Here is a 24,278-nt window from a genome sequence, read left to right on the forward strand (position 1 = left end):
CCATGAAACCGATCTATGTGCTCAACGGACCCAACCTGAACCGGCTGGGCAAGCGCGAACCGGCGATCTATGGCACGACGACGCTGGCCGAGGTGGAGCAGCTTTGCCGCGGCGCCGCTGGCACTCGTCCGCTGGAATTCCGCCAGACCAATAGTGAAGAAGCCCTGATCAACTGGGTGCATGAGGCAATCGACGAGGGGGCGGGGATCATCATCAATCCCGCCGCCTTCACCTTCACCTCGATTGCCCTGCTCGACGCGCTCAAGATGTTCGAGGGGCCGGTGATCGAGTTCCACATCTCCAACATCCACCGGCGCGAGGCGATCTACCATCGCTCCTACGTCTCGATGCGGGCCGATGTGGTGATGGCCGGGCTGGGGGCCGAGGGCTATGCGACAGCCGTCCAGTCACTGCTCCGATTGCTGGAGCGGCAGGGCGGTGAAACAGCTTCCGCTACGCCTTGACGACGTAGCGGAAGATTTCCTCCCTCGGCTCGACACCGAGGCCCGCGCCGGTCGGCACGGTGTAATGGCCCTGGGCACAGCCCATGTCGCCATCGGTGTAGCCAAGGTTCCGGTCGAATACCGAATGCTGGTACTCGTGATAGGGCACGTTCTGCAGGGCGGCCGCCGCCTGCAGGCTGGCCGCCATGAAAATGCCGACGCTGATCGAGGCGTGGGGACACGCGCGGCCGTGGTCCCTGTTGATTTTTCTGGGGACTGGCGCTGCTGCATCTGTGGCGGCTGGCGCAGGCCTGCGGCAAGACTGGCGCGCCCGGATGGCCGGGTGGAACGCCGCCGCGCGGCGACTTGCATTCGGCCGCCCCCAAGTGCTTCGCCAGGCTGCCATCAAGGAGTTATCCATGGCGTTTTTGCTCAATCGTCGTTCCGTCATTCTCGGCCTGCTTGCCGCCTCGCAGGTGAGCGGCTCCGCCTTTGCCGATGACGGCGAGTTTTCGCAGCGCATTGCCGAACTGGAAGCCCGCGGCGGCGGCCGCCTCGGCGTCTGCGTCATCGATACGGCGACCGGCCGAAGTGTCGCCCATCGCGGCGATGAGCGCTTCCCGTTTTGCAGCACCTATAAGCTGCTGGCCGCAACCTTCCTGTTGAAGCGGGTGGAGGCGGGGCAGGAGCAATTGGACCGGCGCATCCGTTACGGAGTTGCCGATCTGGTGGGGGCGGCGCCTTATACCGGCAAATATGCCGGCGGTTCCGGCGTCTCGCTGCAGCGCCTAGCCGAGGCCGCAATGACCCAAAGCGATGGTACTGCGGCCAATCTGATTGTCGAGACCTTTGGCGGCCCTGCCGAACTCACGCGCTATGCGCGCACGCTCGGCGATGCGGTGACGCGGGTGGATCGTTACGAACCGGAACTGGCCGAAGCAGTGCCGGGCGATCCGCGCGACACGACCAGCCCCAATGCAATGGCCGAAAATGTCCGCAAGGTGGTGATGGGCGAGGCATTGCAGCAGGCGGGCACAGCGCAGATGGTGGCCTGGCTCATGGCCAACCGGACGGGCGATGAGCGCCTGCGCGCAGGCACGCCTGATGACTGGATTATCGGCGACAAGACTGGCAGCAGCCGCAATGGCGCGACCAATGATATCGGCTTCATGCAGCCGCCGGGCCGCTCGCCCCTGATCGTCGCCGCTTATTACGCCGAATCGAAGCTGAACAGCGCCGGCCGCAGCGCCGTACTGGCGGATGTCGCCCGCGTCATCGTCCAGACGCTGTAAGGTGCAGTGTCCCCCTCGATGCCCGGTGCGCCTTCATACTGGGCGCACATTAGTCGCGCATGAAGGAGAATGCCGCGCCATGCTCGCCGATCAACGCGGCGATGGCCGCCTGTGCAGTTTGGGGGGTGGTCAGGGATAGCTGCGTTGCCGAGCGCGCAGCGCCCAATTGCGCGGCCAGCTTGCAACTCGCATCCGCCAGCAGCATCAGGATTGCACTCAGTGCCGCAGGATTGGCCCGGGTGATCGGCACGGCAACGCTTAGCGCCAGGATCGCGGGCTCAGCGCCGTAGACCGGCACGGCAAGGCAAAAAATACCCGGCGTGCCTTCCTCATTGTCAAAGGCAAATCCGCGCTGGCGGGTGGCAGCAAGTTCCGTCTGCAGGGCTGGCACAGTGCCGATTGTGGTCGGCGTGTAGGTCGGCAACGCGCCATCGCCGAAGCGTCGGATAATTTCGGCATCATCCAACTGCGCCAGCAGGGCCTTGCCGACGCCGGTTGAATGCGCGGGGCGCCGCGTGCCGACATCCGATTGCATGCGCAACGCGTGATGGCTGTCCACCTTGGCGAGATAGACGTTCTGCGTCCCTGACAGTTCGGCCAGATGCGTCGTTTCGTTGGCCGCCGCGACAATGGCTTCAAGAATCGGCTGCGCTGCCTTGGTGACGCTGTGCTGGGCGCGATAGGCCTCGCCAAGTTCGAGCGCGCGAATGCCCAGACTGTATGCCCGGGACTGTTCGTCGAGGCTGAGATAGGATCGGGAGACCAGAACCTCGAGCAGGCCGTGCAGGCTGCTCTTGGGCAAGTCCAGACCGCTGCCGATCGCCTTGAACGTGGCGCGGCCGCTTTCGGCGGCGACGAATTCGAGCAGGTCGAGGGCCCGCTCCGCCGATTTGATCGAGCGTTTGCCGGCGTTTCCGTCGGGAATGTCCGTTGCCATCTGACCCCTGCATGCCGGGCGGCCGCGCTTGACGCATGGTCATGGCGACGATATCAATATTTGTGAACTTTAGTTCATATATATGAACTAGTCAATCACTTGAGGGGAATAGATATGAATGCGATCGACCTGGCAGGCCAGACGGCGGTGATCACTGGTGGGGCGCAGGGACTGGGTTTTGCCATGGCGTCGCGATTGCTGGCGTCGGGTGCCAAGGTCAGCCTGTGGGATCTGGACCGGGCGGCGCTGGAGCGCGCCTGCGCGGCGTTGGGGAAGGGGGCTTCGGCCGAAATGGTCGATATCACCGACCTGCATGGCCTGACCGAGGCGCATGCGCGGGTCGAGGCCGAGGTCGGCAATGTCTCGATCCTGGTCAACTCGGCCGGGATCGCCGGCAGCAATGCGCTGCTGGAAGACTATGACGCTGATGAATGGCGCCGCATCATCGAGATCAATCTCAATGGCACCTTCTATGTGAACAAGGTCGTGGTGCCCTCGATGAAGGCCCACAATTACGGGCGCATCGTCAATATTTCCTCGGTCGCCGGCAAGGAGGGTAATCCCAAGCTCTCGGCTTATTCAGCGGCCAAGGCCGGCGTCATCGGATTGACCAAGTCACTGGGCAAGGAACTGGCGAGCTACGATATCGCCGTCAACGCCATCACCCCGGCGACGGCGAAGACCCGCATCCTCGACACCCTCACCGACGAATTTATCAACTACATGCTGACCCGCATTCCGCGCGGCCGTTTCCTCGAAGTCGATGAGGCCGCCGCCATGGTGGCCTGGCTGGTCAGCCGCGAGAACAGTTTCACCACCGCGTCGGTGTTTGACCTGTCGGGCGGCCGGACCACCTACTAGGCCCGCCAAGCCCACAGAACCAAGCCTTGGCACCGCCGCCCCGCGGGGGACGGCGGTGCTTTGCCGTGGCGTTTCACCCGGCCCCTTTCGCTCTGCAAACGAACCGTTCAATAGCACTTAAGGCTGCTTGACATACGGTATACTGTATGCGGAGATGGCGGCACTTACGAGGGAAATAGTAAGTGAGCAAGGGAAACACATGAGCGATCATTCGACTGAAGATCAGTCCGGCTTTGCGAGTACGCGCCGGTCCTTCCTGAAGTCTGCCCTGGCGGCAGGCCTGTCCGCGACGGCTCTCGCGGGCCTGGCGAGTGTCCTGCCGATGCGGGCATTTGCGCAGGATGGCGTGCCGGCAGGAACGCTGACTTATGGCAATGCCGAACCGCCGACATCCAATTACTGGGATCCTGCCGCAGGCTTCGGCCTCGTGGACGAGCAGGTCGCCTCGCTGGTCCATGATACGCTGATCGCCTTTACCGAGGCCGGCGAAATGGTGCCGTCGATTGCGACGGCCTGGGAGCTGAAAAGCCCCACCACGGTAGCGCTGACCATCCGCGAAGATGCCAGGTTCCATGACGGCACCCCGGTGACCGCCGAAGACATAAAGGCGAGCATCGATCGCCTCGGTGATGGCAAGCTGGCCCAGTCCATGGTGGTGACACCGGGCATGGTCGCCAACATCACCTCGCCGACAACGCTGGAAGTGGTGTCGCCGCAGGCCTTTGGCGTCGTGCTCAATGCGCTGGCCTTTATCAAGATCCTCCCCAAGGCCAATATCGACGCACCAGACAATTTCAAGACCGGCGCACTGGGCAGCGGTCCCTACAAGTTCGTGTCCTACACGGGCAATGACGTGACGCTCGAAGCCAATGCCGATTATTGGGGCGGGGCGCCCAAAATCAAGACGGTCATCTTCCGCTATATCGAAGACGGTCAGGCCCGCATCAATGCGCTGCTGAGCAATCAGGTCGACATCCTGACCCGCGTGTCCTCGGAGGACCTGTCGCGCGTCGAGGGCAATGCCGATTTCTACACCACCAAGATCTCGCCGCCGGCCCAGATCATCGCCATCTACCAGCACAATGGTCCCCTCGGCGACGTCAAGCTGCGTCAGGCCATTGCCCATGCCGTCGATCGCGAGGCGATCGCCGAGAGCCTGATGCGCGGCGTCAACCCGGTCGGCTTCTCCAGCCTGCCGACCAATGCGCCATTCTACACCCCGCTCGAGCCCAAATTCGAATACGACCTCGAAAAGGCCAAGGCGCTGCTAGCGGAGTCCGCCTATCCCGATGGCGTGACCCTGCGCATGTCGACCTCGACCCTGGTGCCCAACCAGATCGAAATCGACCAGGTGATTGCCGCCGCCCTGAGCCAGATCGGCATCACGGTTGAAGTCGAGCGGCTGGAAGTGGGGGCGTTCCGCTCCTCCTACAATACCTACGACATCAACCTGAACACGCTGGCCGTGTTCAACAATGACCCGGACTTCCTGCTCGGCTTCTATGTCGGCGGCACCGGCGAAGCGGTGTTCCACTTCAATGACCCCGCCTATACCGAGCTCTATAACGTACAGCGTGCGGCAACGCCGGATGTGCGCGCAGCGGCGGTTACCGCCGCCGCCCAGTATCTCTGGGAAAACCAGGTCACCCTCTATCTGTCCGATGAGGTCTGGTACTCCATCGTCAACAAGCGCGTGCAGGACTACGTTCGTGCACCGCTGGTGGGCGAGAACCTCCTCCCGAGCGCGTCACTGGCGTCCTGATCCCCGTGCGCGTTCCGGCCGGCGCCCTGCGCGCCGGCCAACTTGTCTAGTTGGAGTGTTTCATGAGGTCGTTCGTCCTCAGACGAATTCTGCAGTCGGTGATCATCGTGGTGGCGATCGCCGTCACCGTGTTCATTGTGCTGCGGCTATCGGCCGGTGACCCGGCCCGCATCCGGGCGCCGGTCTTCGCCCGTCCCGACGTGATCGAGCAATATCGCCGCGATTTCGGCATCGACCGTCCCCTGTTCGAGCAATTACTGACCTTCCTGGGCAGTGCCGTGCGGGGCGATTTCGGCCAGTCCTTCCGCTTCCAGGCGCCGGTCACCGACTTGATCATGGTTGCCCTGCCCAAGACCCTGCTGTTGGCCGGCGTGTCGCTGCTGCTGTCGCTGTCCATCGCCGTCGTGCTGGGGAGCCTTGCAGCGCTCAAGCCGCGATCCGGCTGGGCCTGGATGTCCTCCGCGCTGGCAGCCTTCGGGCAATCGGCGCCGGTCTTCTGGTCCGGTGCGGTGCTGGTGCTGGTCTTTGCCGTCGGGCTGCGCTGGCTGCCCTCGGGCGGGTTCTCTGGCTTTGCCAGCCTGATCCTGCCGGCAATAGCGGTCACGCTGTCCATCCTGCCGACCCAGTTGCGGGTCCTGCGCACCTCCATGGAGGCGGTGTTGCAACAGGAGTATATCAAGACCGCCAAGGCGTTCGGCCTCAATCAGAACCGTATCATCTTCGTCTACGCCCTCAAGAATGCCTGCCTGCCGCTGCTGACCGTCATCGGCGTCGATGTGGGCTATCTGCTGGGCGGGGTCATCGTCGCCGAAGTGGTGTTTGCCTTCCCCGGTATTGGCGAGCTGGCGCTGGTTGCGCTCAACGCCCGCGACTATCCGCTGATCCAGGGCATCACCATCGTCACGGCGGCCACCTTTGTTATCGTCAACCTGCTGATCGATCTGTTGTACGTCAAAGTCGATCCGCGCATTCGCCTGGAGCGGACATGAATATCCTCGCCATCGGAGCCCATCCGGACGATATCGAAATGCAGTGCGCGGGCACGCTGGCGCTTTATGCGCAGGCCGGGCACCAGGTCTGGATGGCCATCGCCACCAATGGCAATGTCGGCTCGCCCACCCATACCAGCGCCGAAATCGGCGCCATCCGCAAAAAGGAGCAGGAGGAATCCTGCGCCCTGATTGGCGCCAAACTGATCTGGATGGATTTTGACGACGAGTGGCTGTTCAACGACCGCCCGACCCGTACCCGGTTCATCGACGCCATCCGCGAGGCCGAGCCCGACGTAATGTTCGTCCACGGCCCGACCGACTATCACCCCGATCATCGGGTGGCAGGGCAGGTGGCCGAGGATGCGCGCATTCCTGCATCGGTGCGGCTGGTCGAGACCGCGCTGCCCTACACCAAGAAAATCCCGCACATGTTCTATATGGACAATCCGACCGGCCTCGGCTTCGAGCCAGAGGCCTATGTCGACATCTCCAGCGTCATCGAGACCAAGCGTGAGATGCTGCGCCGCCATGTGAGCCAGGACGCCTGGATCCGGGCGATCTATGACGACGCCTCGATCACCGACATGATGGACAAGAATGCCGCCGTGCGCGGCGCCGCCTCCGGCTACGGCTTTGCCGAAGGCTTCCGCGAAGTGAAGACCTATCCGCGCACCGGTTCGTTCAAGCTGCTTCCGGGTTTTGGCGCATGAGCATAAGCGTGGCAACCCATCCTGACAGACCGAGGTCAGGCCCGCCTCTGTGGCGGCGCCTGCATCTCAATCCGCCGCTGGTGGCCGGAGCGGTGCTGCTCACCGTGCTGTTGCTGTCGGCAATCGCCGCACCGCTGCTGGCGACGGCAGGGCCGATGGATATCGACCTGCGCGCCGTACGGCAGGCCCCATCGGCAGCGCATTGGTTCGGCACCGACGCAGTTGGGCGCGATCTTTTCAGTCGCGTGCTCTATGGCGGTCAGGTCTCGCTACTGGTCGCTGGCCTCGGCATGATGGGCTCGCTCAGCTTCGGCACGCTGATGGGCATGCTCGGCGCATTCGGCGCCAATTGGGTACGTCCCATCATTGACCGAGCCATCGATATCCAGCTGGCCTTTCCCTATGTGTTGCTGGCCATCGCCATCACCAGCGCGGTCAAGCCATCGACACCCGTCCTGGTGCTGCTGATGGTGCTCGCTGCCTGGGCCGGTGCAGCGCGCGTGGTGCGGGCGATTGCCCTGCAGGAGCGCGGCAAGGATTACGTCAAGGCCGCCGACGTGCTGGGCGTATCGCGGCTGCGCATCGCCCTGCTGCATGTGTTTCCCACCGTGCTGCCCAGCCTGATGGTGCTGGCGGCCATGCAGATGGCGGCGATGATCGTGTTCGAGGCGACGCTGTCATTCCTCGGCATGGGCGTGCAGCCACCCACACCGTCCTGGGGCGGCATCATGCTCGACGGCAAGAATTACATCACCAGTTCCTGGTGGCTGACGGCGCTGCCGGGGCTCGCCATCGTGTTGACATCGCTCAGCCTCGTGCTGATTGGCGACGGCCTGCAGGCCCGCACCGATGCCCTGCGCTCTCGGGAAGGGGACCAATAATGGCCCGTCAAAACGTCCTTTCCGTCGAAAATGTCTCGGTCAGCTTCCCCGGCAATTCCGGCGACCTCATCGTCGTGGACGATGTGTCCTTCACCCTTGCCGCCGGCGAAAGCCTGGTCATCGCCGGGGAGTCCGGCTCCGGCAAGTCGATGATCTGCCAATCCCTGCTCGGCATCCTGCCGCCACAGGCCAAGGTCAGCGGCACCCGCATCGACTGGCTCGGCCGCGATCTGCTGCAGGCCGGGGACAAGGATTGGCGCACCATCCGCGGCGCCGAGATCGCCATGATCTTCCAGGACCCGACCGCGGCGCTCAATCCGCTGATCACGGTCGAGCACCAGATCGGTGACGCCATTCGCGACCACCGCAAATGCTCCAGGGCCGAAGCCCGCGCCCGCACCATCGAAGTGCTGGGCATGGCCGGCTTCCCCGAGCCGGAACACCGGATGAAAAGCTATCCTTCCGAACTTTCCGGCGGCTTGCGGCAGCGTGTGGCCATTGCCCTGGCGCTGTCCTGCGGCCCCAAGCTGATCATCGCCGATGAGGCGACGACCAATCTGGACGTCTCCATCCAGGCCCAGATCGTCACCCTGCTCAAGAAACTGCAGCAGGACCTTGGGCTGGCGCTGATCTTCGTCACCCACGATCTGGGGCTGGCGGCGCAGGTGGGCGACAACCTGCTGGTCATGTATGCCGGCCATGCGGTGGAGCAGGGCGGTGTCCGCCAGGTGCTCGACGATCCCTGCCATCCCTATACGCGCGGCCTGCTGCGCTCGGCGCCGACGCTGCAATCCAGCCGCGCCAATCCGCTGCGCCCCATTCCGGGACAGGCGCCCAAGCCCGGTTCGATCGGCAAGGGCTCGCCTTTCCGCAGCCGCTGCCCGGTGGTGGTCGATGGGGTCTGCGAAGTCATGCGCGCCCCATGGACCAATGTGGCGCCGGGCCATGATGTGGCCTGCCACCGCTTTGCCCGCGACGGGCGGGAGGGCGTGCAATGACCGGCGTTCTCGAAGCACGCGATATCGTCAAGACGTTCGCCGTGACCCGCGATGGCAAGACCAGCCGCGTCGCCGCGGTCAATCATGTCAGCCTTGCTGTCGAGCCCGGCGAAATCGTCGGCCTCGTTGGCGAGAGCGGCTGCGGCAAGACCACCATATCGCGCATCATGATCGGCATCGAAAGCGCCGATAGCGGCACGGTGCTCTATCGGGGCCAGCCTGTAGTCAGCCGCGCCGATTGGCGGGCGTTGCGCCGCGAGGTCCAATATGTGTTCCAGGATCCGTTCACCGCGCTCTGCCCAACCATGCGCATCGGCGCGGCCTTGGCCGAGCCGTTGATCATCCACAGGATCGGCGCGCCCAGCGAACGCGCGGACCGCGTTGCCAAGATGCTCGAAATGGTCGGCCTCCATCCCGACGTGGCGCGCCGCCTGCCCAACCAGCTCTCTGGTGGCCAGCGTCAGCGGGTCAATCTCGCCCGCGCGCTGATGCTGGAGCCCAGGATCCTGATCTGCGACGAAATCGTTTCGGGGCTGGATGTCTCGATCCAGGCGCAGGTGCTGCAATTGCTGATCGATCTGCAGGAAAAGCTCGGCCTGAGCCTGATCTTCATTTCCCACGACTTGCGTGTCGTCCGCTATCTCGCCAGCCGCGTGCTGGTGATGTACGGGGGCGAGATCGTCGAGCAGGGGGCGTCCGAAGCTGTCTTTGATGATCCGCAACACGCCTATACCCGCACTCTGCTGGCGGCAATTCCCGACCATTCCCGCGTCCCAGCCCCCGCGCATAACTTAGGAGCCTGAGCAAGATGGCCAGTACAACAGGACGCGACACCCGCGGACCCGCCCCGGCGCTATCGCCGATCCGCCGGGCCAAGACCACCGCCGAAGAGGTGGAGGAACGCCTGATCATGGCGATTGCCCGCGGCGACAAGCTGGCCGGCGAGCGCATCACGGAAGCCGATCTGGCCCAGTCGCTCAATGTCAGCCGGGTGCCGGCGCGTGAGGCGATGCAAAAGCTGGAAGTGCGCGGCATCCTGGTCGGCGGCGAACAGCGCGGCCTGCGTGTTGCCGATTATAGTCCGCAGCGCATTGCCGAGCTGTTGGAGCTGCGCCTTGCGGTTGAGACCATCATCCTGCAGCACATCATGCGCGAGGGGCGTGACAACACGAGCTTGCTGGCTGATCTCGAACACTGCGTGGCGGGAATGGCGGCGCTGTCCAATTCGGGAGACCCGGTAGCGCTCGGCTCCATCGATCTTGAGTTCCACCGCACGCTGGCGCGCCATTCCGGCAATGAGCTGGCCGCCCAGATCTGGGAAGGGCTGGCCCAGCACATGCTGATCGTCTTCTGCCGCGACTGGGGCGAAGCCTTTGATCGCAAGGGCGAGGTCAAGCTGCACGAGGATCTCATCGTCTTTCTCAAGAGCGGCAAGGCCGAGGATATCGGCGCCATGCTGGTCCGGCATTTCTCGCCGCCGGCAACGCGCGACGATGCGCAGGACTAGGGGAACAGCATGAGCAACACGGTTCGCAATCCAGTCCCCGCCCTCGCCGGGCGCATGGCGCTGGTAACGGGTAGCGCACGCGGCATCGGCAAGGCCATTGCCGGGCGCTTGATGGAACTCGGCGCGACGGTCCTGATCGCCGACCGCGATGCCGATCTCGCCCACGAGGTCGCCGCATCCTTCGTCACAGCTGGTTACGATGCGCACGCCATCGCGCTCGATATTACCGATCCGGCCTCGATCGCCGCGCTGACCCAGTGCGTTGACGCCCGCTGGGGCAGGCTGGACATTTTGGTCAACAACGCCGCGGTGCTGGACTCGACCCCGCTGGCCGATCTGACCATGGAGCATTTCCGCCGCATCCAGGAGGTCAACCAGAACGGCGGACTGGCGGTAACGCTGGAAATGCTGCCGCTCCTAAAGCAGTCGCCACATCCGCGCATCGTCAACATCGCCTCTATCCAGGGTGTGCGCGGCACGGTCGACAGCCTGGCCTATTCCAGCGCCAAGGGCGGGGTGGTCAATATGAGCCGCGCGCTGGCGGTCGACCTCGCCCCCGATGGCATCCTGGTCAACTGCATCTGCCCCGGCTTCGTCGATACCCGCATGGCGCTGATGCCCAGTGGCGACCACGAGCATGAGACCGACTGGTTCAAGGACATCTACATCAAATATGGCCGCATCCCGCTCCGCCGGGCCGCGCAGCCTGACGACATTGCCGCTGCCACCGCTTTTTTCTGTGGTGACGACTGCCGCTACGTGACCGGCCAGATGCTGCTGGTCGACGGCGGCGTCTCAGCCACTTTTTGACCAAGGACCAACGAATATGAAGATCAAGTCAGTCGAAGCCCTGGGGCTGTTCGGCAAGACCCCGAAGGGTGGCTGGTCCAACGAGATCAATCCCGATGACTCCATCCACGCGCTGGTGGTGGTGCACACCGATGACGGTCATATCGGCATCGGCAGCGTCTTCACCGATGCGCGGCTCGTGGATGCGGCGCTGGCGGTCTTGCGACCGCTGCTGATTGGCGAAAGCGCCATCGAGCCGATGCGCGTCAGCGAAAAGCTGCACCAGAACACCTTCTGGATGGGCCATGGCGGCAGCATCACCCACACGATCAGTGGCATCGATATTGCCCTGTGGGATCTGTTCGGACAGGCCACCGGCCAGCCGATCGGGCGTCTCCTCGGCGGCACCTATCGCACCAAGGTCAAGGCCTATGCCTCGATCCTGATGGAAATGCCCGAGCTGATGCGCGAGCGCACCGCCCATTTCCGCGCCGAAGGCTTCCGCGCCATCAAGATTGGCTGGGGCCCGTTCGGCCGCCGCGAAAGCCGCAAGCTGGACGAGGAGATCGTCCGCGCGGCCCGCGAAGGGGCAGGGGACGATTGCCTGCTGATGGTCGATGCCGGCGCCAGCGATGCCTTCTGGCCCAATGGGCTGAACTGGGCGGTCAATACGGCCCAGATGCTGCGTGACTATGACGTCCACTGGTTCGAGGAAGCGCTGCGCCCCGACGCGGTCGATGATTTCCGGAGCCTGCGCGAACGCAGCCCGGTGCCGATTGCCACCGGCGAATGCATCACCCGCCGGCAGAATTTCCTGCCCTGGTTCGAAAAGCGCGCGCTCGATATCGTGCAACCCGACGTGACCAAGGTGGGCGGCATTTCCGAGCAGATCCAGATCGCCCGCATGGCTAACGCCTTTGGCATTCGCTACATCGGCCACGGCTGGAACACCGCCGTCGGCCTGGCTGCGGATCTGCAGATCGCCGCCGCCATCCCGACCGCCGATCTCGTCGAATATATCGGCGGCTCGCCCTATATCGACGAAATCACCGAAGGCGGCTGGTCGCTCGATGCCGATGGCATGCTGGCTATTCCCGATGGCCCTGGACTGGGCATTTCGCTCAATCGCGACGCCTTGCGCGAAGTCACCCGCAATTCCGACCGCGTGCTGGGCGGCTAGGGTTCAGTGGCAGCCACCCATCGTCTGCATCTGGCAGCAGGGGAGCTTCGTGTCGAACTGGCACCGGCTCTGGGTGGCTGCGTCGCCAGCTTTCGGCTGGGCGCCATCGACCTGCTGCGCCCGCTTCAGGTCCCGGAGGGCGCAACGCCGCATGCGCTCTATTCCGGCATGTTCCCGATGGTGCCCTTCGCCAACAGCATCAGGGACAATCGATTCACCCTGGAGGGTCGCACCTATGAAGTGCAGCCCAACATGGCTGGCGCGAGGCTGAACTATCATGGCTCCGGCTGGCAATCGGGCTGGGCGGTAAGCGCACATGGCGACGACTTTGCCGAACTGGTTCTGGACGATGCCAGCGTCGACAGTGTCTGGCGCTACAACGCCGTCCAGCGCTTCGTCCTGACCAGTGACGGGCTGAGCGTCCATACGCAGGTGACCAATCTGGGCGAGCAGGCGATGCCGTTCAGTTTCGGTCAGCATCCATGGTTTCCGCGCCATGGTCAGGCGCTGGTGCGGTTTGGCGCCACCGGCCTTTGGCTGGAAGACAGCGAGGGGCATGCCGAGGCCCTGGTGCCAGTGCCGGAAGACGCGGACTACAGCGATTGGCGCGAGCCACCGCCGCACTACACCAACACCTGTTACGCCGGCTGGGATGGCCGTGCCGAGATCGCGTGGCCGCGGTTGAATATGGGCTTGGTCCTGACCGGGGACGGCATCTTCGAGCACCTGATGTTCCACGTTCCGCCCAACCGCCCCGACATCGTCTGCTTTGAGCCGCAGACCAATGCGACCAGCGCCTTCGATGGTCTGGAGGACGGCCAGGTTGCACCCGGCGTGCACATCCTGGCGCCGGGCGCGAGCGTCGGCGGCAGCATTCGCATGAGCATTCTGACCAACACCAACGCGCGCGGTTGAGGGCGCCATATCAAAGGGAAGAGGCATGACTTTGGACAATGGGGAGAAGAAGCTGCGCTCGCGCGCCTGGTTCGATAATCCCGACAATGCGGATATGACGGCGCTCTATCTCGAACGCTATCTGAACTACGGCATTTCGCGCGAGGAACTGCAGTCCGGCAAGCCGATCATCGGTATTGCCCAAACCGGCTCCGATCTCAGCCCCTGCAATCGCCACCACATTGTGCTGGCGCAACGCGTCCGCGAAGGCATCCGCGAGGCCGGTGGCATTGCCATCGAATTTCCGGTCCATCCGATCCAGGAAACCGGCAAGCGCCCGACCGCCGGGCTGGACCGCAACCTCGCTTATCTCAGCCTCGTCGAAGTGCTTTACGGCTATCCGCTCGACGGCGTTGTGCTCACCATCGGCTGCGACAAGACCACCCCCGCCATGCTGATGGGCGCCGCCACGGTCAACATCCCAGCCATCGCACTATCGGTCGGCCCAATGCTCAACGGCTGGCACAAGGGCGAACGGACCGGCTCCGGCACCATCGTCTGGAAGGCCCGCGAAATGATGGCCGCCGGCGAGATCGGCTATTCCGAATTCATTGATCTGGTGGCCAGCTCCGCCCCATCGACCGGCTTCTGCAACACCATGGGCACCGCCACCACGATGAACTCGCTGGCCGAAGCCTTGGGCATGCAATTACCCGGCTCCGCCGCCATCCCCGCACCCTATCGCGACCGTCAGGAAATGGCCTGGCGCACCGGCAAGCGCATCGTCGACATGGTGCATGAGGACCTCAAGCCGTCTGATATCCTGACCAAGGACAGCTTCCGCAACGCCATCGTCGTCAATTCCGCCATCGGCGGCTCGACCAATGCGCCGGTCCACATCACCGCCATCGCCCGCCATATCGGGGTGGAGCTGGAGATCGATGAATGGCAGGCCATCGGCCACAAGGTGCCGCTGCTGGTCAACCTTCAGCCGGCCGGCGAATATCTGGGCGAGGACTATTATCACGCGGGCGGCGTGCCGGCGGTGATCAACGAGCTGATGGGGCAGGGCCTCATCCATGAGAACGCCCTGACCGTCAACGGCAAGACCATCGGCGAGAACTGCGCCACGCGCCCCATTCAGGATGACCGCGTCATCCGCCGTTTCGACAATCCACTCAAGGCCGATGCCGGCTTCATCGTGCTGCGCGGTAATCTGTTCGACAACGCTATCATGAAGACCAGCGTGATCTCGTCCGAGTTCCGCGAGCGCTATCTGTCCGATCCGGCCCATCCCGGCATGTTCGAGGGCAAGGCCGTGGTCTTCGATGGTCCCGAGGACTACCACCACCGGATCGATGATCCCGCGCTGGAGATTGATGAGCATACCCTGCTGTTCATGCGTGGTGCCGGCCCCATCGGCTATCCCGGCGCCGCCGAAGTGGTGAACATGCGGCCGCCGGCCTATCTGATCAAACAGGGCATTACCGCGCTGGCCTGCATCGGCGATGGCCGCCAGTCCGGCACCTCGGGTTCACCTTCGATCCTCAACGCCACGCCAGAAGCAGCGGCTGGCGGCAATCTCGCTATCATCCGCACCGGCGACCGGGTGCGCATCGACCTCAACAAGGGGACGGCTAACATCCTGATTTCAGACGACGAAATTGCCACGCGGCGCGAGGCCCTGAACGATGCGGGTGGCTTCAAATACCCACCGCACCAGACGCCATGGCAGGAAATCCAGCGCGGTCTGGTCGACCAACTCGGCAATGGCGGCGTGCTCAAGCCGGCGGTGAACTACCAGCGCATCGCCCAGACCAAGGGGCTGCCACGCGACAATCACTAGGCGTCACGCGTGTGAACGGGACTTGTGGGATGGTCGATTGTATACCATCCTGCAAGCCCATTCGCATTCGCGTGACATATGCCCCGCCCGACCCCGACCAAGACGCCAGATGATCTGCCTGATATCGCCGCTCCGAAATGGGAGGCGGCGCGACCGCAGACCATGGTGGACCTGGCCGTCGCGGCGATCATTTCGGGCGCCACGCGCGGCGTCATCCTGCCCGGAGACCGCATCGTCGAAGCCGAGCTGGCAAAGGCCCTCGGCATGAGCCGCGTGCCGATCCGCGAGGCCCTGCGCATTCTCGAGAGCCAGGGCGTGGTGACCAGTGCGCCCTATAAGGGCATCAGGCTGATGGAAGTCAGCCACGAGCGGCTCGAGCAGGTGCTCGATGTCCGCGCCAATCTCGAAATTCTGGCGGCCCGCCGCGCTATCGAGGCCGGCCGAAACGGCCCCGCCGAACTCGCCCGTCTGCGCGCTGCCCGTGACGAGCTGGCGCTCGTGGCGGCGCGGAAGGATGTCTATGCCTTTGCGCTGGCCGACGCCGCCTTCCACCGCACGCTTTGCGAACTCGGCGGCAATCCGGTGCTCTCTGTATTGTGGGAATCGCTGGCCCGGCAGGTGACCGTCATTGGCGGCCTCGCCACCTTGGGCAAACCGATGGCCGAAATCGTTGCCGAGCATGACCGGCTGATTGATGCCTTCGCCAGCGGCGATGTCGATATGGTCGCAAGCGAGCTGCACGACCATATCGTGGTCTTCGCCCATAGCATTGATTTCGATGCAATAATCGCCGAGCGCCGGAAGCTGCGGACCTAGGCTTTTCTCTCGCCCTCAAACCTTCACAAGGTCATTTCCGCGCAGGCGGGAATCGCCTTTTGCACCGCGCGGGAATGACACCGCTAGCGCCGCCACCGCCCCAGTCGTTCGCCCCAAAGCCCCGCTTTCCCACCCTTTGCCCTGTGCACAAACCCCGCTAGACATCTGGCTTATTGACATACGGTATACCGTATGCAGATTTGTGGGCGAATAGCCTTTAGGCGCATTGACGCTGCAGAAATTGGTATACAATCATACGATCACTGAGGGGAGTGAGCCGCATGAGCACATTGCAAGTCGAAAAGAGCCGCATCACCAATCCGATAGATTTTGACGCCGACGGGCGGCAGGCGGGCTATCTGCGCGCGCCGCTGTCGCGCAACACTGCTGGCTGGGGCGTGGTCGAAATTCCGATCATCTCGGTCAAGAACGGCAGCGGACCGACCATCCTGCTGACCGGCGGTATCCATGGCGACGAATATGAGGGGCCGATTGCCATCTCGCGCCTGGCGCGCACGCTGGATCCCGCCAAGGTGCAGGGCCGGGTCATCATGATCCCCGCCTACAATATTCCGGCAGTGCTCAACGATACGCGGCTGAGCCCGGTCGATAACCGCGACATGAACCGCTGCTTCCCGGGCAATGCCAAGGGCACCTTCTCGGAGATGCTGGCGCACTTCCTCGATGGCTACATCCTGCCGCTGGCCGACGTGTCGGTCGACCTGCACACAGCCGGCCATAGCTGCGATTCCATGCCATCGACCAACATGCATTACGTGTCCAATCCCGATACGCGCCAGAAGACCATGGATGCGGCGACTGCGTTCGGTGCGCCCTATAACGCCGTGTTCTGGGGCGTCGACGAAGGCGCCACCTTCACCTCCTGCGTCGAGCGGCGCGGCGCCATTTCGCTGGGCACCGAACTGGGTGGCTGGGGCAGGGTGAGCGTCGAAGGCGTCCGTATTGGCCGGCGCGGCATCGACAATATCCTCAAGCATTTCGGCGTCATCGACGGCAAGGTCGATACCACGCAGCGCGATGGCTCGCCTGCCACCAGGCACATGATGGTGCGCGATCCCGCCGCCTATTCCTTCGCGCCCGCCGGTGGCCTGTTCGAGCCCACCAATGTGGTTGGCGAGGCGGTCAAGGCCGGCGATCCGGCTGGCTGGCTACACTTTGTCGAAGATATCGATCGCGATCCGATCCAGGTGAACTACCAGCGCGATGGCGTGCTGTGGATGTCCGCTGGCCCCGGCCGCGTCGCCCGCGGCGATGTGGTGAGCGTGATCATGAGCCCATACGACGAACGACAGGCCGCGACCTGAAGTTGATCGCGAATGCGGGCGGCGGCGCGTGGGGTGCCGCCGCCCGCACTTAACGCAACGGGGCCACGGCCCCTTCTGGGAGGGTTATCAATGAACATGAAGAAGCTAAGTCTCGGCCTCGCAATGGGCCTGATGGCGTCCATCGCCATCGTGCCTGCAGCTTTTGCGCAGACGCCCGGCGGCGAAATCATCATCGCATCGGTGCAGGGCCCGCCATCGCTGGATGCCCATGTCACCAATGCCCAGGTGGCGCGCAATATCACGCTGCATGTCTATGAAACGCTTTATGCCCGCAACGAAAACGGCGACGCGGTTCCCGACCTTGCGGAGAGTGTGACCGTCTCCGAAGACGGCAAGACCTACAATTTCAAGCTGCGCGAAGGCGTCAAGTTCCACAATGGCAAGGAGATGACCTCCGAAGACGTGGTGGCCTCGATCGAGCGCTATCGCGATATCGGCGTCTCCAAGACCCTGGTCGCTGCGGTAGACACCGTGGCCGCCGATGGCCCCTATAATGTCGTCATCACGCTCAAGGAGCCCCAGTCCGTCTTCCTCGACAACATCTCCTCGCCCCGCGCGCCGCTGGCCATCTATCCGGCCGAGGAAGCCGCCAAGGGTGCCAATGAGATCGACTATATCGGCACCGGCCCGTTCAAATTCGTGGAATACATCCCCGATAGCCACGTCACGCTGGAGAAGTTCGCCGACTACGTTCCAAACCCGGCCTATACCGAACGCGACGGCCTGGCCGGCAAGAAGGAAGTGCTGATCGACAAGGTCACCTTCCGCTTCATCCCCGAAGCCGGTGCGCGCACTGCGGCGCTGGAATCGGGGGCCGTGCAGATTGTCGAAACCGTCGACGGGCCGACAGCGGAACGCCTGCGCGCCGATCCCAAATACATCATCCATGACGTGCTGCCGTTTGCCTTCCAGGTGATCAAGTTCAACCATGCCCTGGCGCCGACCGACGACGTCAACTTCCGCAAGGCGGTGCAGGCGGCGCTCGACATGGAAGAGATCATGGAAATCTCCTATGCCGACATCAATCAGGTCGATGGCGGCTGGGTGTTCCCCAATTCGCCTTTCGCCACCTCTGCTGGTATCGACCAGTACAATGTCGCCGACCTCGAAGCCGCGAAGGCCTTCCTCGACCAGTCTGCCTATAACGGCGAGACGGTGACCTTCATCACCGACAACCTGCGTCCGAATGTGGACGTGGCAACGGTCGTGCAGTCGCGGCTGGAAGCCATCGGCGTCAAGATGGACATCTCGGTGGCCGATTGGCCAACCACCTCCAAGATCGGTTTCACCCCGAATGGCTGGAACTTCTGGACCCACGGCTTTGGCATCGAGCCTTTTGAAGGCCCCGGCACCGTGATGTCCGCCTGGGTTGGCGGCAGCGGCCAGATGGTGCCCGATCCCGAGATCGATCGCATTGCCGGCGAATTCAACGCCGCGCTCACCGACGACGCCAAGAAGGCGCTGTTCACCGAGTTCCAGCAGCGCATGTTCGACAACATGGTGGCGATCAAGGCCGGCAATTACGGCCTGTTCCAGGTGACCAATGACAAGGTCGAGAACTTCGTCTCCTTCCGTATCCCGCGCATGTGGGGCGTGACCCTGGCGCAATAGCGCCATTGGAGTGGCGCCGTTCCGGCGGCGCCATCGATCACGGAAAGGAGGAGTTCGATGCGTAACTATCTAATCCGGCGGATCATCTCCGTCCTGCCCGTTCTGTTCTTTGTATCCCTGCTCAGCTTTGCCGTGATCTGGATCATTCCCGGCGATCCCACGGCAGCATTTCTCGATGCCAGCGCCACGCCGGAACAGGTCGAAGCGCTGCGCGACAATCTCGGCCTCAACAAGCCGCCGCTGCTGCAGGTCACCGAATGGTATGGCCAGGTGCTGACGGGCAATCTGGGCCAGTCCATCCTGATGCGGACGCCCGTACTGACCGCCATCCTCGAACGGCTGCCGCTGACCCTGACCCTGGCCGCCATGGCCCTGGTGCTGGCCGTGCTGCTTGGCGTTGCCGCTGGCGTCTTCGCCGCCACACGGCGCGGCACCTGGGCCGACCAGACGGTCATGACCCTGGCACTGCTGGGCCTGTCGGTCCCCGATTTCTGGCTGGGCCTGCTGCTGATCGTCGTCTTTGCCGTGCAGCTCGGCTGGTTCCCGTCGGGCGGATATGTGCCGTTCATGCAGGATCCGGCTGCCTGGCTGTCCTCCATGGTGCTGCCGACGCTGACGCTGGCCGTGGTGCAGATCGGCTTCATCGCCCGCATGACCCGCTCGGCCATGCTCGACGTCATTAATCAGGATTTCATCCGCACCGCCCATGCCAAGGGCCTGAGCGAGCTTTACGTCGTTACGCGCCACGGCCTGCCAAATGCCATGATGCCGATCCTGACCGTGACGGGCATCATCGCCGGCGCCCTGCTCGGCAGCGCCGTGGTGGTGGAGCAGGTGTTTGCCTTGCCCGGAGTGGGGCGCCTCATCATCGGCGCCATCCTCAGCCGCGATTATCCGCTGATCCAGGGTGGGCTGCTGTTTCTCACGCTGATTTACCTGCTTATCAATCTGGGGGTGGATTTGCTCTACGCCGCTGTCGATCCACGGGTGCGTCTTGAGTAGCCCCGTGTCCACTCAGGCGCTGGATGCGCTCCCCAAGGCCCAGTCGCCGTTCCTGACCTTCATGTCACGGCTGCTGGATAACCGCAGCTTCGTCATCGGAGCGACGCTGTTCCTGTTCGTGGTGCTGTTGGCCGTGTTTGCCGATGTCATCACGCCCTATGAGCCCAATGCGAATAACTTCCGGGCCCGGCTGCAGCCGCCCAGCGCCGAGCACTGGTTCGGCACCGACCATTTCGGTCGCGATATCCTAACCCGCGTCATCTACGGCGGGCGGCTCTCCCTCACTATCGGCATTGCCGTGGTCATCTTTACCGGCGTATTCGGCACGCTGATCGGGGCCGCGGCCGGCTATTTCCGGCGGCTCGACAACATCATCATGCGCTTCATGGATGCGCTGATGGCGTTCCCGTCGATCCTCCTCGCCATCACCGTGGCGGCAACCCTGGGCGCTTCGGTCCCCAATGTAATCCTGGCGCTCGGCATCGCCACCACGCCGCACACGGCCCGCATCGTGCGCGCCTCGGTGCTGGTGGTGCGCGAGATGGAATATGTCGAGGCCGCCCGAGCGCTCGGCGCGGGGCACGCGCGCATCCTCTTCCGCCATATCCTCGCCAATTCGCTGGCGCCGCTAATCGTGCGGCTAACCTATGTCTTTGCCTCGGTGATCCTGGCCGAAGCTGTGCTCTCCTACCTTGGTGTCGGTCCACCGCCGCCGGCTCCGACCTTTGGCGGCATCATCGCCAATGGCCGCGACTTCATGGTTGAGGCGCCCTGGGTGACGCTGTTCCCTGGTCTCATCATCCTGTTCACCGTGCTTGGGCTCAACCTGCTTGGCGATGGCCTGCGGGACGTGCTCGACCCCCGGATCAAGGTTTAGGCATGCTGGAAGTAAATGCACTGACGACAGTGGCGGGCTACGCGCCCCATGCCCCAAGCGTGTTGGAGGACGTCTCCTTCACGATTGGGGCGGGGGAGGTGCTCTGCGTCGTCGGCGAGTCGGGCAGCGGCAAGTCGATGCTGGCCATGACCATCATGGACATTCTCGGCAAGCCCATCCGGCGCAGCACGGGCACCATCCGGCTGGATGGCGAGGACCTGACTGCCGGTAGCGCTGCCGCCTGGCGGGGCCGCCGGGGCAGTGACCTCGCCATGATCTTCCAGGAGCCGATGACCTCGCTCAATCCGATCATGCGGGTTGGCGAGCAGATCGAGGAAGTGCTGCGCCTGCGCAAGGGCATGGACAAGGTAAAGGCCCGCCGCCGCGCGCTCGAATTGCTCGAGCGCGTGGAAATTCCGGCCGCCGCAGCACGGCTCGATGCCTATCCGCACGAACTGTCGGGCGGCATGCGCCAACGCGTGATGATCGCCGTGGCCCTGGCCTCCGAGCCCAAGCTGCTGATCGCCGATGAGCCAACCACGGCGCTGGACGTGACCATTCAGGCCCAGATTCTCGATCTGCTGCGCACCCTGCAGCGCGAGACGCAGATGTCGGTAATGCTGATCACCCATGACCTCGGCGTGGTCGCTGAAATGGCCCACCGCGTCATGGTGCTCTATGCCGGCCGCGTCGCCGAGATTGCGCCGGTCGAAACCCTGTTCGACGCGCCGGCCCATCCCTATACGCAGGCGCTGCTGGCCTCCATTCCCTCGCTCGACGTCAAAAGCGAGCGGCTGACCACCATTCCCGGCACCGTGCCCGGCATCGGCAACATGCCCCATGGCTGCCGCTTCGCCACCCGCTGCCCCTATGTGCAGGACGTGTGCCGCATCGCCCCGCCGCCGGTTATGCCGCTATTGCCGGGGCAGGGCGTCGGTTGCCTCCGCCCCTTCGGCTATCCCGCCCCCGTAACGCCTGCGGAGCGGTATGCGTCATGAATGATGTGCTGATCGAGGCCCGCGGCCTCACCAAACATTTCACCTCCCGCAAGGGCGTCTTCGGCCGCGGCCCGGAAAGCGTCGTCAAGGCGGTCGATGGCGTCGATCTGGCCATCCATGCCCGCGAAACCGTCGGACTGGTCGGCGAATCCGGTTGCGGCAAGTCCACCACCGGACGGCTGTTCCTGCGCCTCATTGAGGCGACTGGCGGCCAGGTGCTCCATAAGGGCCAGGACCTGACCAGCCTCGGCGCCGCCGAACTGCGCGAGCGCCGCCGCGACCTGCAGATCATCTTCCAGGACCCGTTCGGCTCGCTCAATCCGCGCATGAGCGTCGGCACAGTGATCGGCGAACCCTTCGCCATCCACGGCATTGCCAGCGGTGCCGAGCGCGAGCAGCGCGTGGCGAGGCTGCTCGATCTCGTCGGCCTGCCCAAGGCCGCCGCCGCGCGCTATCCGCACCAGTTCTCCGGCGGTCAGCGCCAGCGCATCGGCATCGCCCGGGCTTTGGCGCTCAATCCGCAATTCCTCGTCTGCGACGAGGCGGTTTCGGCGCTCGACGTCTCGGTACAGGCCCAGATCATCAACCTGCTGCAGGACCTGCAGCGCGAACTCGGCCTGACCTACCTTTTCATCTCGCACAACCTTTCGGTCGTGCGGCACATCTCCAACCGCGTGGCGGTGATGTATCTCGGCCGGATTGTCGAACTGGCCGATGCCGACCAGCTCTTCGCTGCCCCGGCCCATCCCTATACGCGGGCTCTGCTCTCGGCGATCCCGCCATCGCATCCCCGCGCCGTCCGCAATCGCGAAAAGCTCGAGGGCGATGTGCCAAGCCCCTCGGCCATTCCGCCCGGCTGCCGTTTCGCGCCGCGCTGCCGTTTTGCCGAGGATCGCTGCCGCACGCAGGACCCCGCGCTGGTGGTGCAGGCCGATGGCCGCTCCGTTGCCTGCCATCTCGTTTCAGACGGCACCCTGCCGGTAATGCCGCGCGTGCCAAGCCAAATCATGGGAGCCTCGTCGTGAAAATCCTCATCGCGGAATGCATGCAGGAAATCTCCTCCTTCAATCCGCTGCCCTCGCAATATGCCGATTTCTCCATTGCCGAGGGCGACGAATTGCTGGCGTGGCGGAAGCTCAACACGTCGGTGGGTGGGGCGCTGACAGTGTTCGAGGCACGGCCGGATGTGACCGTCGTCCCGACCATTTCCGCCCGCGCCGGCAGCGCTGGCATCCTGTCGGCCGCAGGCTGGAACCAGCTGTCAGAGCAATTGCTGACCGCCATCAAGCCGCATGTCGGCAAGGTCGATGCGATCTACTTCTCCCTCCATGGCGCCATGGGTGCCGAGGGGGAGCCGGATCCGGAAGGCTATCTGCTCAAGGAAGTGCGCGCGGCTTTCGGTCCCGACATTCCCATCGTCATTTCGCTCGACCTGCATGGCATCCTGACCGACCGGATGATCCGTCAGGTCGATGGCCTGACCATCTACCAGACCTATCCGCATATGGACTTTGCCGACACCGGCGAGCGCGCGGCCAAGCTGCTACTCGATATTGTCGACCGCGGCCTGAAGCCGGTGATCGCTCGCGTCGTCGTGCCACTGCTGGCGCGCGGCGATGAATGCATCACCAAGACCGGCTGGTATGGCGATGTGCTGGCCCAGGGCCAATTGCTGGAACGCAATGGCAGCGCTCTGGCCGCCGGCGTGATGATCGGCAATCCATTCACCGATGCGCCCGAGCTTTGCACCCAGGCGCTTGTCGTGGCCGAAAGCGATGCGGTCTTCGCGCAAAATGCCGCCACCGCACTTGCCGATGCAATGTGGGCGGGTCGCCATCGTCTGGTTGGCAAGCTGATCGCGCCGGACAAGGCGGTTGCCCTGGCGCAGCATATCGAAGGGCCTGTTCTGTTCACCGACGCTGCCGATGCGACCTCATCGGGGGCGAGCGGCGATTCCAATGAGCTGCTCAAGGCCTTGCAGGCAGGTCGTTACAGCAAGCGCGTGCTGGCGCAGATTGTCGATGCTGACGCCGCCGAGGCCGCCCATGCGGCAGGGGTAGGGGCAACAATCACTGTGCCATTAGGGGGCTCGGTCGATAGCGGACGCTTCACGCCAATGATGGTGACCGCCACGGTCGAGAGCCTCTCGCGCGGCCTGACCAGGCTGGAAACCATGGGCCTGCCGCTCGATGGCGGCCGCTGCGCCGTGCTGACCTTCGATAACTTCACCGTCGTGGTGCTGAGCAAGCCGGCCTTCCTGTTCGACCGGGCGTTCTACTATTCCAATGGTGTCGATCCCCAGGATTTCGACCTGATCGTGGTCAAGTCGCCCCATACCGAATTCCACATGTACGACGCCTGGGTGGCCAAGAACTTCAATGTCGATGCCCCAGGCTCCACCTCGGCCAATGTCGCCTCGCTCGGTCACCAGCTCTGTGCCCGGCCGATCTATCCCATCGAACCCGATACCCAATTCACCGCCCAACCGGTCCTTTACCGGCGCGGCGCCTGACTTCTCCCACAACCGGGCAAAGGC

The 24,278-nt window shown here is 63.9% G+C and carries 24 protein-coding genes; 22 read left to right on the plus strand and 2 right to left on the minus strand.

The annotated features are described in order from the left end of the window. Positions 1-2: 2 nt before the first annotated feature. Complete coding sequence (locus tag BUA69_RS17110; protein ID WP_046134705.1) at positions 3-464, plus strand: type II 3-dehydroquinate dehydratase; 462 nt, start codon at positions 3-5, stop codon at positions 462-464. Here the strand turns inward: BUA69_RS17110 and BUA69_RS21505 are convergent. Next, positions 454-879 (minus strand): enolase C-terminal domain-like protein, encoded by a 426-nt coding sequence (locus tag BUA69_RS21505; RefSeq protein ID WP_425283930.1) that lies wholly within the window; start codon positions 877-879, stop codon positions 454-456. The two genes, BUA69_RS17110 and BUA69_RS21505, sit on opposite strands and share 11 nt — an antisense overlap. Here BUA69_RS21505 and bla point away from each other — a divergent pair. Beyond that, entirely contained in the window at positions 863-1,735 is an 873-nt protein-coding gene (gene bla / locus BUA69_RS17120; protein WP_072866610.1) for a class A beta-lactamase, read from the plus strand. The genes BUA69_RS21505 and bla overlap by 17 nt on opposite strands. 49 nt (positions 1,736-1,784) lie before the next feature. Here the strand turns inward: bla and BUA69_RS17125 are convergent, their stop codons facing one another. Continuing rightward, a complete protein-coding gene (locus tag BUA69_RS17125; protein WP_052950461.1) occupies positions 1,785-2,672 on the minus strand; it encodes an IclR family transcriptional regulator in 888 nt (295 codons plus the stop codon). Between the two features lie 114 nt (positions 2,673-2,786). Here BUA69_RS17125 and BUA69_RS17130 point away from each other — a divergent pair, with 114 nt between their 5' ends. From BUA69_RS17130 to BUA69_RS17225, 20 genes are all read left to right on the plus strand, one after another. Next, the gene (locus BUA69_RS17130) at positions 2,787-3,533 is read left to right on the plus strand and encodes an SDR family NAD(P)-dependent oxidoreductase (protein WP_046134704.1); all 747 of its coding nucleotides are present in this window, start codon (positions 2,787-2,789) and stop codon (positions 3,531-3,533) included. Between the two features lie 199 nt (positions 3,534-3,732). Then, a complete protein-coding gene (locus BUA69_RS17135) occupies positions 3,733-5,295 on the plus strand; it encodes an ABC transporter substrate-binding protein (RefSeq protein WP_046134703.1) in 1,563 nt (520 codons plus the stop codon). Between the two features lie 62 nt (positions 5,296-5,357). Beyond that, positions 5,358-6,284 carry an ABC transporter permease gene (locus tag BUA69_RS17140; RefSeq protein WP_046134702.1) on the plus strand — a complete coding sequence of 309 codons (927 nt, stop codon included), beginning with the start codon at positions 5,358-5,360 and terminating at the stop codon, positions 6,282-6,284. After that, positions 6,281-6,997, plus strand: coding sequence for a PIG-L deacetylase family protein (locus tag BUA69_RS17145; protein ID WP_046134701.1), 717 nt, complete (start codon positions 6,281-6,283; stop codon positions 6,995-6,997). The genes BUA69_RS17140 and BUA69_RS17145 overlap by 4 nt, the downstream gene beginning before the upstream one ends. 8 nt (positions 6,998-7,005) lie before the next feature. Continuing rightward, positions 7,006-7,878 carry an ABC transporter permease gene (locus BUA69_RS17150; RefSeq protein ID WP_160300118.1) on the plus strand — a complete coding sequence of 291 codons (873 nt, stop codon included), beginning with the start codon at positions 7,006-7,008 and terminating at the stop codon, positions 7,876-7,878. Next, positions 7,878-8,876 carry an ABC transporter ATP-binding protein gene (locus tag BUA69_RS17155; protein ID WP_046134700.1) on the plus strand — a complete coding sequence of 333 codons (999 nt, stop codon included), beginning with the start codon at positions 7,878-7,880 and terminating at the stop codon, positions 8,874-8,876. The genes BUA69_RS17150 and BUA69_RS17155 overlap by 1 nt, the downstream gene beginning before the upstream one ends. Then, a complete protein-coding gene (locus tag BUA69_RS17160; protein WP_052950459.1) occupies positions 8,873-9,679 on the plus strand; it encodes an ATP-binding cassette domain-containing protein in 807 nt (268 codons plus the stop codon). The genes BUA69_RS17155 and BUA69_RS17160 overlap by 4 nt, the downstream gene beginning before the upstream one ends. Positions 9,680-9,684: 5 nt before the next feature. Beyond that, complete coding sequence (locus tag BUA69_RS17165) at positions 9,685-10,383, plus strand: GntR family transcriptional regulator (protein ID WP_046134699.1); 699 nt, start codon at positions 9,685-9,687, stop codon at positions 10,381-10,383. Positions 10,384-10,392: 9 nt separating this feature from the next. Next, positions 10,393-11,193: an SDR family NAD(P)-dependent oxidoreductase gene (locus BUA69_RS17170; protein ID WP_046134698.1), complete on the plus strand. Its 801-nt coding sequence runs from the start codon at positions 10,393-10,395 to the stop codon at positions 11,191-11,193. Positions 11,194-11,209: 16 nt separating this feature from the next. Continuing rightward, on the plus strand, positions 11,210-12,352 hold the full coding sequence (locus tag BUA69_RS17175) for a mandelate racemase/muconate lactonizing enzyme family protein (protein WP_046134697.1): 1,143 nt from the start codon (positions 11,210-11,212) through the stop codon (positions 12,350-12,352). 6 nt (positions 12,353-12,358) lie between these two features. Beyond that, positions 12,359-13,267, plus strand: coding sequence for an aldose 1-epimerase (locus BUA69_RS17180; protein WP_052950458.1), 909 nt, complete (start codon positions 12,359-12,361; stop codon positions 13,265-13,267). A gap of 25 nt (positions 13,268-13,292) precedes the next feature. Next, positions 13,293-15,092: an IlvD/Edd family dehydratase gene (locus BUA69_RS17185; RefSeq protein WP_046134696.1), complete on the plus strand. Its 1,800-nt coding sequence runs from the start codon at positions 13,293-13,295 to the stop codon at positions 15,090-15,092. Between the two features lie 78 nt (positions 15,093-15,170). After that, positions 15,171-15,908, plus strand: a complete 738-nt coding sequence (locus tag BUA69_RS17190) for a GntR family transcriptional regulator (protein WP_046134695.1) — start codon at positions 15,171-15,173, stop codon at positions 15,906-15,908. Between the two features lie 281 nt (positions 15,909-16,189). Beyond that, on the plus strand, positions 16,190-17,233 hold the full coding sequence (locus tag BUA69_RS17195; RefSeq protein ID WP_046134694.1) for a succinylglutamate desuccinylase/aspartoacylase family protein: 1,044 nt from the start codon (positions 16,190-16,192) through the stop codon (positions 17,231-17,233). 90 nt (positions 17,234-17,323) lie between these two features. Continuing rightward, a complete protein-coding gene (locus BUA69_RS17200; protein ID WP_052950457.1) occupies positions 17,324-18,865 on the plus strand; it encodes an ABC transporter substrate-binding protein in 1,542 nt (513 codons plus the stop codon). 57 nt (positions 18,866-18,922) lie between these two features. Then, positions 18,923-19,867 (plus strand): ABC transporter permease, encoded by a 945-nt coding sequence (locus BUA69_RS17205; protein WP_046134693.1) that lies wholly within the window; start codon positions 18,923-18,925, stop codon positions 19,865-19,867. Between the two features lie 4 nt (positions 19,868-19,871). After that, entirely contained in the window at positions 19,872-20,744 is an 873-nt protein-coding gene (locus BUA69_RS17210; RefSeq protein WP_046134692.1) for an ABC transporter permease, read from the plus strand. 2 nt (positions 20,745-20,746) lie between these two features. Next, entirely contained in the window at positions 20,747-21,742 is a 996-nt protein-coding gene (locus BUA69_RS17215) for an ABC transporter ATP-binding protein (protein WP_046134691.1), read from the plus strand. Further along, entirely contained in the window at positions 21,739-22,767 is a 1,029-nt protein-coding gene (locus tag BUA69_RS17220; RefSeq protein WP_046134690.1) for an ABC transporter ATP-binding protein, read from the plus strand. The genes BUA69_RS17215 and BUA69_RS17220 overlap by 4 nt, the downstream gene beginning before the upstream one ends. Then, positions 22,764-24,254, plus strand: a complete 1,491-nt coding sequence (locus tag BUA69_RS17225; RefSeq protein WP_244468725.1) for a M81 family metallopeptidase — start codon at positions 22,764-22,766, stop codon at positions 24,252-24,254. Before BUA69_RS17220 ends, BUA69_RS17225 begins: the two co-directional genes overlap by 4 nt. Positions 24,255-24,278: the final 24 nt, after the last annotated feature.

The sequence above is a fragment of the Devosia limi DSM 17137 genome (assembly GCF_900128975.1).
GTDB classification, from domain to species: domain Bacteria; phylum Pseudomonadota; class Alphaproteobacteria; order Rhizobiales; family Devosiaceae; genus Devosia; species Devosia limi.